The sequence below is a fragment of the Rhodopirellula maiorica SM1 genome (genome assembly GCF_000346295.1).
GTDB lineage: Bacteria > Planctomycetota > Planctomycetia > Pirellulales > Pirellulaceae > Novipirellula > Novipirellula maiorica.
In genome coordinates, this window is sequence record NZ_ANOG01000889.1 from 1 (window position 1) to 12,693 (window position 12,693).

Annotated in this window: 8 protein-coding genes and 2 pseudogenes; all 10 read right to left on the minus strand. The window is 55.3% G+C overall.

The features are described from left to right. Positions 1 to 243, minus strand: a pseudogene (locus tag RMSM_RS28280) (hypothetical protein); the annotation flags it as partial. A 154-nt stretch (positions 244 to 397) separates the two neighbouring features. Then, on the minus strand, positions 398 to 1,846 hold the full coding sequence (locus tag RMSM_RS28285) for a sulfatase (protein ID WP_236622333.1): 1,449 nt from the start codon (positions 1,844 to 1,846) through the stop codon (positions 398 to 400). A gap of 237 nt (positions 1,847 to 2,083) precedes the next feature. Continuing rightward, a complete protein-coding gene (locus RMSM_RS28290) occupies positions 2,084 to 3,985 on the minus strand; it encodes an endo-1,4-beta-xylanase (RefSeq protein WP_008705248.1) in 1,902 nt (633 codons plus the stop codon). A 65-nt stretch (positions 3,986 to 4,050) separates the two neighbouring features. Then, the gene (locus RMSM_RS43495; protein ID WP_008705250.1) at positions 4,051 to 4,182 is read right to left on the minus strand and encodes a hypothetical protein; all 132 of its coding nucleotides are present in this window, start codon (positions 4,180 to 4,182) and stop codon (positions 4,051 to 4,053) included. Then, complete coding sequence (locus RMSM_RS28295; protein WP_008705252.1) at positions 4,179 to 7,112, minus strand: glycoside hydrolase family 78 protein; 2,934 nt, start codon at positions 7,110 to 7,112, stop codon at positions 4,179 to 4,181. Before RMSM_RS28295 ends, RMSM_RS43495 begins: the two co-directional genes overlap by 4 nt. 53 nt (positions 7,113 to 7,165) lie before the next feature. Beyond that, positions 7,166 to 8,695, minus strand: coding sequence for a sulfatase-like hydrolase/transferase (locus tag RMSM_RS28300; RefSeq protein ID WP_008705254.1), 1,530 nt, complete (start codon positions 8,693 to 8,695; stop codon positions 7,166 to 7,168). Further along, positions 8,692 to 10,125, minus strand: coding sequence for a BNR repeat-containing protein (locus RMSM_RS28305; protein WP_236622334.1), 1,434 nt, complete (start codon positions 10,123 to 10,125; stop codon positions 8,692 to 8,694). The genes RMSM_RS28300 and RMSM_RS28305 overlap by 4 nt, the downstream gene beginning before the upstream one ends. A gap of 1 nt (position 10,126) precedes the next feature. Continuing rightward, positions 10,127 to 11,023 carry a hypothetical protein gene (locus RMSM_RS28310; RefSeq protein WP_008705259.1) on the minus strand — a complete coding sequence of 299 codons (897 nt, stop codon included), beginning with the start codon at positions 11,021 to 11,023 and terminating at the stop codon, positions 10,127 to 10,129. 63 nt (positions 11,024 to 11,086) lie between these two features. Next, positions 11,087 to 11,914 (minus strand): ulvan lysase-like protein, encoded by an 828-nt coding sequence (locus RMSM_RS44000; RefSeq protein WP_478212713.1) that lies wholly within the window; start codon positions 11,912 to 11,914, stop codon positions 11,087 to 11,089. Further along, positions 11,906 to 12,657 (minus strand): annotated as a pseudogene (locus RMSM_RS44005) (ulvan lysase-like protein); the annotation flags it as partial. The gene RMSM_RS44000 and the pseudogene RMSM_RS44005, both read right to left, overlap by 9 nt. Positions 12,658 to 12,693: the final 36 nt, after the last annotated feature.

Here is a 12,693-nt window from a genome sequence, read left to right on the forward strand (position 1 = left end):
CCCCTGGCTCGCCAGCTGATCGAGCGCTGGCGTCTTGACAACCGGATTTCCGGCCACCCCCAAGGTGTCATTCCGCCAATCGTCGGCATACAGCACCAAGATGTTCATTGCATCGGGTGCAGTGGGTTGCGGCGACGCTGCAAACGAATGTTCTAGCGTTGCCAGTGGCACGCTCAAAAACGTCAGCGTGAGTAACGCAAGCGGGGCGAGACGACGGATGAGTGTATTTTTTAAGGTTTTCATATCGAACCAGAGGAGCTATTTGGAAGCGAGAAGTAAAAGAGTTTTCCTGATGACGTCTGAAATGCAATTCGCTGACCCAAAACGGAGATGACGGGACGTTGCGATCTGTTTTGATGTGCGAATTTTCGTGTTTGGGGATTGGGATCCGCTACGGCTATTTTAACTGAGCATTTTTGATTCGGTTGGTCGCATCCACGTATTGTGATAGGTCGGCGATCAACTCTTGATGCTCGGCATTGTCGGCGAGGTTGTGCGAGGGACGCTGCGTCGTTTGATGGTCGTAAAGTTCGCGGTCAACAACGCGTCTTGTTTTTGCATCGATCCATTCGGTGTAACGCCACCGCTCGGTACGAATGCTGTATCCCATCACCGAGCCACGTGGGTATTGGCTAATCGCAAATTCGCGAAACGTGGCCGCGGGCTTCTCCAGAATGCGTACAAAGCTGTTGCCATCGCACTGCGGCGGAGGCTCGCCGCCAGTAAGTTTCGCGAGCGTTGGGAAGAGGTCGACTATCTCGACCAATGCCTTGGTTCGAACGCCTTTTGCGAATCCAGGAGCCGACACAATCAACGGCACGCGAGTGTCGAGTTCTAAATTAGTATGCTTGCACCACAGTCCATAGTCGCCGAGTTTGTAACCGTGGTCACCCCATAGCACCACGATCGTGTTGTCGCGTAGACCGAGGCGGTCGAGTTCCGCAATCACTTTACCAACTTGCGCGTCGGCATAGCTGACGCACGCGGCGTAGCCGTGCATCAACTGCTGCGTCTGGTCGTCGCTCAATGGGCCTTCGGAGGGGATGCCCGCGTACGCGCGAAGCTCGCCCCAATTGGTGAAGGCTATTACCGGAGCATCGGTTGGAAGCTTCCGGCGGGGGACTGCGAATTGTTCGCGTTTGTAGAGATCCCAGTATCGTTTGGGGGCAGCGAACGGCAGATGTGGTTTTGCGAATCCAACGCACATAAAAAACGGCTTGTCTCGCTTCTGCCGCAGTGTCTCGATGGCTTGGTTGGCTACCGCACCATCGGGATACGTGTCGTCGGGGACGTCTGCGTTTTCAATCGGCGGGCCCTGGGTGGAGAGAAACAGATCGACGCCCTTGAGTCCTTTGGCTTGAGCAAGACGCTTTTGACGAGCAATTTTCGCCAGAGTTTGCGGCGCCGCGTACTTCTCGCCGGGCACGGCGGGCAAGTGCGACCAATACGGCTTGTCGTCGATATGGTGATGATACACCTTGCCGAACGAAGAGGTTTCGAAGCCTCGCTGCGTAAAATAGCGCGGCATGCTCATTGCATCAGGAACGGTGCGGCGAAGCGGGGACCACAGGTCATAGATGCCTAACGTGTCGGGGTACTGGCCCGCCATCATGCTGGCCCGCGAAGGAGCGCAGATACCTTGCTGGCAATACGCACGTTCAAAGAGCACCCCGTCCGCAGCCAACGCGTCGATGTTCGGGCTGCTGATGACTGGATGCCCATAACAGCCGAGTTCAGGCCGAAGGTCATCCATGAAGATGATCAACACGTTTTTGCTTTCGCTGGCTGCGGCGAATACCGGAACAAGACATAGCAACAGGAAAAACGAGGTTGTGAGAGATTTCACGTCAAAACATTCTTTTAGCAAGTTTGGTCGTAACAGGATAACTTTGCACCGCACATAAAAACGAAGCATCGATCGCGGCTAGCAGATTGGCAGGATTCGTTCCGTGTTTTTAGCCGCTTTGGCGCTAGCCACGGTTCCAATTCTCCGTCTGTTAGCCGCTTTGGCGCTAGCCACGGTTCCGACAATCAACCGGTACTTGCGCCCAAACCGCCAACGGTGTCGATCGCGTTATTCATTTTAGTTCGTAAGTTGAATGCGAATTTGATTTCCACGGCGTGGCAGCGTGACGGTGGCGGTCGCCGATTGTGCTCCGCTTTGGACGTGCACTTGGTAGTCACCGAGAAAGCCGCGTACATGACATGTGCCTTCGTCGTCGGTCTTCGTCGTCTCGTCGGTCCACCATTGGTTGGCGACCAAGTCGACGAACACCTCGCCTGCCGGCTTGATGCTCCAGTCCTCACGCCACAGCGCGGCCGCCGGTTTCCAGTGCATCTTTTCCCAGAACCCCCATTGCACGATCGCGACGAAATTGGGGTGACTGAACGAGGCGATCATCACGTCGCGGAAATAGTCCGCCTGCAACGCTTCGTCGTCGCCGGCGTCCACATCAAATTCACTGAGTTGTAGCTTTGGCGCGATCTCGCCGAACTCGTCATAGACTTTCAGCAACTCTTCGGGAGGAGTCAGCGAGGCCAGCCCGAAGTGAGCCATGAAGCCCACGATATCAGCCGGCTGGCCTTGTTCGTTGAGATAGCGAATGATCTCTTTGTATGGTTCGCGTTTGTAGCCGTCCGGTAACACCTTGCCTTCGTTGATTGCGTGAGTCGCGTCGGGTGCGAGGCGACGAGCTTCGGCCATGATTTCGGCGTAGATTTCGGGACCGCCATACTCCTTTTCGTAGGTGTGTTTGCCCCAACCGATGATGTGATTGATCGTGTCCCATTCGCTCACAAAATGGGACGTCGCTGGCAGTACGTCTCTCATGTGTTGCCACAGCCACGATCGATGGGCCTCAGGGTCGCCGACAAACTGTTTTTCAATCGCATTGAAATCCATTGGTGCCCAGGCGATGTAATGTCCCCGCACGCTGATGTTGTTTTCCAAAAGCCAAGGAAGTGTTTTATTGAAAAAGAGATCGTATTTACGACGTGACGGTGCGTTGTCACTTTTGAGTCCCTTCCAGACGTGGGGACGCAGTTCGGATTCAAACGTGACGCGGTCAAAGTACTTTTTGACAACTTGACGGTACTTCTGGGCTTCGTCCCAAGTGACGATGATCTTTTTCTTCGGGTTGATTGGGAAATCGCTCTCGGCCGCTCCCAAGACCTCGGAATTCACCGCGTTACCGAAGCCAAACGCATGCTTCTGCATGGCGACATGAACGCGTGCGTTTGGCAGCGGATTTCCATCGGCATCGACAACCGTGATGGTCAAATCCCCTTTGCGGATCTTTTCGATGCGAGCGAGAGCTTGCGTCCGCCACGCTGCGTCCTCTTCTCGCCCCTTGTACATGATCGTTGATTTCGGCAGCGTGGCGATGTCGCGATCAGGACCGTAGTTGATCAATCGCAGGTCCGCTATCTGCACTTGCGTTCCTGCTTCGCCCAATTGAATTCGCAGACAACTTTCCGCGGTGTCGAAATCACTTTTGGCAACGAAGGAACGCACATGTTGCACCCATTCTCGGTAAGCCGACAAATTGTATTGGTAGGAGGTTGAATTGGAATCGGCATCGACGAAGAAGTAGGCGTTATTGGGTTGACCGCCGGCACCGGGGCGTCGCATCCAAAACGAAATCAGCACGACGTCGCCTTTGGACACCGACCCGTCGATTGGAATGCGAAGCCGCATGTTTTCCGGGGCGCTGAACCGCGTATCCGACTTGATACTGTAGGCCGTTGCGAACGGCATGTCCGCTGTCTCGATCCAATTGGCATCGGCGACCACGTTCTGTGAACGGAATTCAATCTCCTGGTCTGGGCCGAACGACACGACGTCACGTCCACCATCGGGAGGCGTGATCGCGGTCGCTTGTGCCAATGACACGGCTGGGAAGCAGCCCGCCAGTAATACGAACGCAAGGAACATTCGCCCGCACCGATTGACGCCGTCAATCGTGAAGTTGTCTGGTGTGAACATCTGAATTCGGGGTAAGAGGTTGAAGGTATGCTTAAACATGTATCTTTGACGCTGTTTGGATTGGATCAACTAACGCTTTGCCCGACGCTGCGATCCAATCGCCACGGCTCATCCAAGACAACGACATCCGCGATAACGATCACAGGAAACGAGCCGATTGGTAACAGCAGTAGGGATTTGCCGTATCGAGATGTCACGTTCCAGTGCTTTGAAAATCAAGTTGGAATTGGTGGGTTCCGGCTGCGAGTGTTTGGCTTTTCCGACCATTGGGGAAATCCACCGTTGCTGCGGTGTTGGGCGGAACCACAACCTCCATTTCAAGTTTGCCGTCACGCAGTTCCCAAGCACTGACGGCTGTTCCGTATCCCGTTTCAAGTTCGGCCCGCGCCGATGTCAGCGGGCCACCAACCAACGGACGGACGAAAAAGTGTTTGTAGCCCGGGTGCTCGGGATCCGGTGACAACCCGGCGATCCGTTCATACATGAATTGGCCGATCGCACCATAAGCGTAGTGGTTGTACGAGTTCATGCTGGCATCACCGAAGCCTTCGGCGTGGCTATAGCTGTTCCATCGCTCCCACATCGTGGTCGCGCCCTGATTGATCGAAAAGAACCACGACGGATAGCTTTCTTTGAACAACAGTTCGTAGCTGATGTCGGGGTGTCCGAGTTCATCAAACACGGGTGCCAACAGCGGCGTGCCCAGAAACCCGGTGCGCAGATGCCGATCGGCTTCCTCGAATTCAGCCAACAACAATTTTTCGACCTGAGGACGCAGCGACAGTTCAATCAAGTCGTAACCTACTCCCATCAGGGTGGCCGTTTGAGTTCGTGCCCCGGGGGCGGCGACTCCGTTCGGGAAGTATTTTGCAGTGAACGCGGCGCGAATGTCGTCGTGCATTCGCTGATAGCGGGACGCGTCGTCGGATTTGCCCAGCGCCATCGCGGCCCATTGCATGATCCTGGCATCGCGACCAAAGTACGCTGTCGCGATCAGGTCCTGTGCGGTGTCGCCTTTGCGATCGGATTCGGTATAGGGCTGAAGCCAATCGCCCCAACCGGTCAAATCGGGAATGAACCCGTTTGACCGCCGCTGGTACACCGCGACCCAACGCTGCATTGCTTGGTAGTTGTCGGCTAGGATTCGCAAATCGCCGGTCCGCACATAAATCTGCCATGGGGCGGTTACGATCACGTCGGCCCATCCGGGGCTCGAATAGCCAAACGGCGTTGAGGGGACCGTGTGGGGGATCTCGCCATCGTCGGTTTGTTCGTCGCGAACGCTTTGTAACCACCGAGACCAGAATGAATAGACGTGGTAGTTGAAGAACGACGTCGGCAAGAACACTTGGGCATCGCCGGTCCATCCCAACCGCTCGTCCCGTTGGGGGCAATCGGTGGGGATGTCAATAAAGTTGCTGATTTGGCCCCAGCGAATATTGCTTTGCAGTTGATTCAACTTGTCATGGGACGAGGTAAATCTTCCTTTGGAATCAAAATCCGTGTGCATCACATTGGCGATGACCGAATCGGGGGTCAATGTGTCGCCAGCGGCAAGCCCGCTCAGCTCGACATAGCGATAGCCAAAGAACGAAAGCGATGGCGTGTAGGTGACTGTTCCAGTTTCGGCGGCAACGTAAGTGGCCTGCGAACGAGCAGTGCGATAGTTTTCTGTATACAGCGTGCCGTCCTGTTGTAGCATCTCTGCAAACCGGATTTGCACCGTTTCGCCTTTATTCACAGGCATCGTGATCGTGGGAACGCCGACTTGATTTTGACCAAAGTCAAAGACATACCTGCCCGGTTCGGGCTCGGTCAGTTTGACCGGATGCAATTGCTGCGTCACCCGCACCGGCGGCATGGGTTTGGGAACCACTTGCGGACCCTCGTTGATACCAGTGGTTTTGACGGGCATCCAATCGCTATCGTCGAAAACGGGTTGGCTCCAAGTTCCTAACCGTTTCGACTCGTCGTAGTCTTCGCCGTGGTAGAACCCAGCAGCACGAATCGGACCTTCGTTGGTGGCCCGCCACTGGTTGTCGGTCACGATCCTTTCAACACGACCATCGGCGTACGTCAGTTCCAATTGTGCGAGTAGCTTCGGAGTCAGCTTCATCAACTCCGTTCGCTTTCGCAACAACAGGTTGCCTGCGTACCAGCCTTCGCCCACGACCGCACCGATCGCGTTGTTTCCTTGATCGATCAAGTCAGTCACGTCATAGGAAAGCGACTCGACGCGTTTAGAATACATCGTGTACCCGGGCGACAGCATGTCACTACCGACTCGTTGGCCATTGATTCGAAATTCATAGATACCAAGTGCCGACGCATACAGACGGGCCTGGATGATTTGGCCGGAAGCCGCAAATTCCCGCCGAAAATAGTACGCCGGATGCGCCGTAATCGCGGGAAAGGGATCGAACGAGTTGTTCTGCGGCAGTTCGACCTGCTTGCGAACGCCGTTGATCTTGTAGTCGACCCACAGTGTTTTGTCCTGACCGGGGGCCGGATCGCCGCCTAACCGCCGCGTGACAACTCGGATGGGAGTCGAACCACGTTTGATTGCGCGGCGTAGGTTTTCAGTCACGTTGCTGACTTTGGGTGGATCGGCGGTACGATCACCAAACTCGGCCTTCAAAATTTGCACCTGATCGGGTTGTCGTTCGCCCTGATCCAGTTCGATCCAGTGGGCGGCCCAAGCATCACGATCGAGCAGCCCCATTTCAAAGGTCGCTTGATCGCTCCACTCGGACTCGCGTCCCTGGTCGTCCCAGATCTTCACACGCCAGGATACTTGCTGACGTGACTCGAGTGCGGGACCTTCGTATGGCACCCACACCGATTGGTCCGAATCCACTTTGCCTGAATCCCAAACCGGGGACGTGCCAGCGTTTGCACTGGATCGCGATCGTACGACGATCTGGTAAGCCGTTTGTGCTTTGATGTCCTCGTCGACCGGTAACTGCCATGAAAATACCGGCGATGGATCGTAGAAGCCGATTGGGTCGACAAAGTTTTCGCCGACTGTAAGTGTATGCGGTTGTGGCTTGGCGGCCATTGTCGGTGCGATGACGGTGCAACCCATCACCATGGTCAAGGCGATCGCAAAAAGGCGTGATTCGTGCATAGGAAAAGTTGTTGGGATCGGACGAGTGTGGGAATCGTGGGTAGCAAGTCGAGTCAGTTTCGATTCTCATCAAACAGACTGACAAACTCGTTGTGAATTTCGGGATGTTGTTGGGACAGGTCGACTTCTTCACCAGGATCGGAATCGAGATCAAAAAGTTGCGTCGGCTGATCCAAGCCGTAGCGAACTGCTTTCCACTTCCCGCGTCGAGCGGCTTGAAACACCTCGCCAATGATTCCCGAATTGGGGTCACCGGCTTGCTTGCCAAACTCCCAGTACAACGTTCGCTCGGGGATCATGCGAGGTGTTTCGCTTAACAACGACGCGATCGAGTGTCCATTCGTTTTGGCACGTGGCACCGTCGAGAGCGAAACCCCGGCCAGATCCGCGAACGTAGGTAACACATCGGCGAACGTCCACGGTGTGTGGTCGGCGCGGCCGTTGCCGATTTTTGCGGGCCAATGGAGAATCATCGGGACGTGAATGCCACCGTCGAACAGATCGCGTTTCATGCCCTTGTATGGCGCGGCGGCTTTGAAAAATTGGGGGTCGCCCCCGCCTTCGTCGTGCGGACCGTTGTCCGACGTAAAGACGATAAGCGTGTTGTCGGCGATGCCTTTTCGCTCAAGCGCATCGACGAGGCGGCCGACATAGGCGTCTAACGCCGTGACCATGCCGGCCAGCGTGGCGCGAGGCTCGTCAACCGCTTCGGGGTAATACCACGCGTAGCGATCGGCCGGTTCGCCAGTTGTCATTCCGGTATAAGGCGTTTCAGTGAACTGGTCGCGATACGGTTTGATATACTGCTCGGGTGCCGCCAATTCGGCGTGCGGTGATGAATACATCAACATCACAAAGAAGGGATTGTCACGTTGTTGTGAGATGTAGTGGATTGTTTCGTCGGTGAATAACTGCTGAGCGTACGCACCCTTCTTGCCCGCTTCGTTTTCAGCAATACGGATCTTTGTGCCATCACGCCAAAGGAAGTGAGGGTATTGGCGATGCCCTTCGAGTATCGAATACATGCCAAACCAAGTATCAAAGCCCATCGCCAAGGGATCTGTGACACCCATCTGCGATCCGATCGAATACTTTCCAAACAACGCTGTGTCGTAACCGGCGTGCTTCAGCACATGCGCGATCGTAACGTCGATGTCTCGCAGTTGTACTTTGTTCGAATTGTCGTGCATCAGTCGGCCGTCGCGACCGGTCATCAGTGAGACACGTGATGGCGAACAAACCGTGTTACCGGCGTAGGCCTGGGTAAAGCGAATTCCGTGTTTCGCCAATCGATCCAAATTAGGCGTTTTGATCGGAGTGTCGCCATACGCACCGATCTGATTGAATCCAAGGTCATCGGCCATGATGAAAAGAATGTTAGGCCGTGCTGCCTCGGCGGGGTCCGCTGCGTCCAAGCTGGCAACTCCCATTGCCAAACAGGCGACCGTTAAACAAACGAGCATCATCCGAGCAATCGATGCGACGGAAAGTTGCAGTGATCCACTAGCGGAAGCGACACCGCAAATGCGACCGGACGGAATTGGGGGCAGCGGTTTCAATCGAGGATGAGGTGGCGAATTCATGGAAGGCGATAGTCAATGACGTGAAGGGCGGATGGGATACCATCGATAGGCTGGGTCGCCTTCGTTTGGATGATTTCGGGCGGTGCGGCTTGGCAGTATATCGAGAGGACCTGTTCGTCGGCCCACCGCTGGACGTCGACCAACGGTGATCCAAGCACCGTTTGCACCGGCGTTTGCAGTTGCTGCCACTCGTAGCTGTCACCTGACTCACTCGGCACTCCTCGGGCAAACAGCAATCGGTCCTGATTCTGGATTTCGTCGCTGTAGATCAAAATCAACTGGCCGGCGTCCGTGCCGACCAATTTGGGACGGTTTCCCGAGAAGGGTAATGCTTGACGAGTCCATTTGCCGTTTTCAGTACACCAATAATGGTGATAACGGTGTGTCTGAGTTGCCGCATCACGCTGTCGCATCACAATGTGTACTTGTCCATTGGCAAAGACGTGTTGTGCGTTCGAATTGGAAACGAATGCGTCGGGTGGTATGGGGATCACAACCAGCCCAGCACTATTCAAATGGATGGGGTTGGTCTCCGTTTTTCCGATGACGATGCCATCCGAGTTGTGCCAGGTGACGCCGAAGTCGTCACTGTACGCGTAGCAAAGATCGTGTTGGTTCGAGGGATGGGTTCTCGCGAAGCGGTCCCGCCAAACCCACGAGACATGAAGTCGCTTGCCGGCAAAGGTCAGCGGGTTCATGTACGGACAGCGGTACAGACTGGATCGGCCGCTGAATTGGTAGACCCCGATGTCACGGGCGATGAACTTCCCCATTCCCTGCACCCAGCTATGGATGTTCCCGTCGTACTTTTCGAGCATGCCGTCGCCGTTGCCTGACGTCACGCCGCGGTAATAGAACATCAAGTTACCGTCGGGCGAGGAGATGAAGCGGGGATAGGTGACGCGATCTGCTGTCTCGATTCTTCCGAGCGAATGCATGATCGGCCCAAACAAGCTCGCGTCCCATTCGTGAGCGGCAGGATCGCTAGCGACACCCAATTTTGAAACGCGGTAGTTCAGCGGCGTCGCGTGATGATCAAAAGCGAGGTGAATCGTGCCATCGTTTTCACAGATTCCGATCACCGCGGTGTTATGGGAATCATTTGTCAGAAAACGATGATCCTCGAACCGGACCACCGACCAGTTACGACTGGAAAGTTTGCGTCGCCCCAAACAAACACGTCGATTCGCATCTACATAGGTGGTGTATTGATAACCACGATGCGAGATGAGCGCTTGTTGCTGATGCGTACGGCCGTTGACGTTGTTGCCAAAGCGGGTCGCGGGGCCGTCGGCGAACGTGAGCGCATGGGGATCAACAGTCGTCTTTTGGATCATTGTCAAATCGGTCGCTTGCACCGACGCGACAATCCAGCCCGCCGCTATCAGGTGCATGATGGCAGAAACGCATTTCAGAACACCGAATTTCACGCTATTTGTCCTCTCGCAAGAGCATTGTTTTGATCTCCGCTGGTATGGCGTGTTTGTTCCCGCCACGGTCGGCACCGGTAATCCACCAATACACCATTCCTGCGTCAGAGCAATCAAAGTGGTTGGCTTGAAATTTGACCACGCCGTCTTGCTCGGCGTATGCCAGTTGTTGCCAGATCCAGTGAACGTTTTCATCGTGATGTTCCTTTGCCCAGTCCCATGGAGGGATCGCGGTCTTCAAACCGACGTTTTGGTCGCCGATCTGATGCTCGGTCACGCCGAAATCGAGGATCTGTTGCCAGGTAAAGAAGTCGCCGGCGTTGTCGTTGGCGGGGTGATGCGAGACGACATGAACGTGCCTGCGCCGCGGCGGATCGGCCGCCCGCAGCGCGTAACCGATGATGTCGGGTTCTCCGGCTTCGATGATCCACAGCGGATTGTTGTCGGAAGAATCGTTGATCGCGTCTCGCAAATCGTCCACGGCGGCTTGTTGATCGATGCGGCAGTTGAAGCAACCATCTAGGTTCTGAAACGGGCCGTATCGTGCCATACCATCCTTACAGATTTGATGCAGTACGTTTTGGCGTCGTCGTTCGTCCGCTGGCGAGATTCGTGCGGACGGTTTGAGATCGCACGAATGAGACAGATAGACGAGCCGATCGTTCAGGTTTGCCGCTTTGAGTAACCCAAAGATGACTGCGGTCGCACCGATGTCATCCGGGTCCGGCGAGTTACCATCGGCGACGATGGCAAGTCGGCCCGCGGGAGGCTGGATTAAATTCCGAACGTGTGCCCCGACAACCTCAGAGGATTGTGCTTGCGTCTCTGCGGGAATCCATACAACGACCGCTACAGTTAGAAGTAGACATTCGTAAGAAAATTTCCCAGTGGGTTTCATGTCGTTGATTCAATTCGATTGGATTCTGCGGAGCGGCAGCATCGCCCCACTTGGATTTGGCAACTAGATCACGGTGATATGGCAAACCACTTGCTGGTTAGCATGCTGAGGGAAGCGAGCAATGATCGGGACCGCTTCCATGCCTGGGACCATGTTGAACACGCGTCCCTTTTCGGTGTCTTTGATCGCAAAAGGAACATTCGACTCGACCACGACGATGCCCTCGGGTTTTTCGATTTCGATGCGAGTGTCGGATACTTGACGGACTGGTTCACCAGAGGGGGAAACAACCGGGATGACCAATGCCGCTGAGCGTGGTGCCGCCTTCTCGCTTGAACTCTTCTCGCTCGAACTCTCAGCCGAGATCGTGACCCTGTCCGCTGCGAATTGGTAGCCAAGCTTGTATTGAGAAGGTTCGCCCTCGGCAGTCTGTCGACTCTCGTCCTGCAAGCTGGTCGAGACAGCGAACGCAATCGCTTTGCCGTTGTCGTTGGTCTGGACCTCGGCTTTCAAGTCATAAAGGTTGGTGTACCAAGCGTCGTCCGTTCTCGATTCGATTCGAGTCGTCAGTGGAAAGTCGTCGCCTGGCTGAGGCTGCATGTTCAGCGGTTCGACCATCTCGTAACGTGCCATGCTGGATACCAGCAGCGTGCCAACTTTGTTGTGATACAAGACTGAAAGGGCACCGCCGGTGGGTTGTTGCAACAAACCGGACTTTTTCGTTTTGTAGATCGAGTCGTACGCCGAAACTGTGGCTCGCCAAGGACCGCGGGCGGCCAACCACACGTCGAGTTCGGGGAAGTGTTTGACGCCATCGGCGGTTTGACGCGGCAATGGGGCGGACGTGTCGACCTTGGGCATCGCGTTCATTTTATCTTGCACCAATGCCATCACCTTGGCGTGAGCGAAGGTGTGATGGATGCACGGTTTCACGCCGTGCGAAACGTAGTGCGGTCCGCCGTGCAAAAGCCCGTCGGCGGTACATCGCTGTAGCAATTCCGCGTTCTTGATCGCGGCCGTCCCGAATGCCGCGTTATAGCCTGCCATCAAGCTGTATGCCGGTTGGCATCCATCGGACGTGCGGCTGCCCCAGTAGCTCCATTTCTGTGAACGCGTGCCCCAGCTGTTGTCCCACGCGCCATCGGGCAGCATAAATTCCAAGTGCCCGTTCAAAGTTTTGACGGCAAGATCGAGCATTTCCTGGTCATCGACTTCGAGCGCGTACAGCACGACGCCGTTGAGTGATTCTTCGACGTTGTAACCGAGGTCCACCGGCAACAGCCCACGACCGCTGCGGTTATCATTCGGTTTTCCTTCACCCCACAGCAAGCTGTTCGGCTGTGTAAAGAACTCTTTGACGCGTTTGGCAAACTGATCGCTCCGCTGCGTGTATTTTGGGTTGTCCAACAACCGACCGAACAGATGGAACCCATAAACCCCGGTCATGCCGTAGTTCAGATTGGTGAAGTCGACTTTTTGAAATCGCGATACAGGTATCCGCCCACCGCTTCGTCCAGCCGTATGGTCCAGGCATCGCGACGCGATTGATCCAACACTTCACCGTGATAGTGCAGTGCTTCGGCGAGCGCGATCGCCCCAAAGATGGTGGTGCCCCGCCACGCTTTGGGATTGATGTCGTTGGTCCAGCTTCCGTCAGGTTGACTGACATT

Excerpts from the sequence above, each read along its gene's own strand:
- RMSM_RS28290 (WP_008705248.1), bottom strand. The coding sequence starts at position 3,985 with ATGTTCACACCAGACAACTTCACGATTGACGGCGTCAATCGGTGCGGG.
- RMSM_RS28295 (WP_008705252.1), bottom strand. The coding sequence starts at position 7,112 with ATGCACGAATCACGCCTTTTTGCGATCGCCTTGACCATGGTGATGGGT.
- RMSM_RS28300 (WP_008705254.1), bottom strand. The coding sequence starts at position 8,695 with ATGAATTCGCCACCTCATCCTCGATTGAAACCGCTGCCCCCAATTCCG.
- RMSM_RS28310 (WP_008705259.1), bottom strand. The coding sequence starts at position 11,023 with ATGAAACCCACTGGGAAATTTTCTTACGAATGTCTACTTCTAACTGTA.
- RMSM_RS44000 (WP_478212713.1), bottom strand. The coding sequence starts at position 11,914 with ATGGCATTGGTGCAAGATAAAATGAACGCGATGCCCAAGGTCGACACG.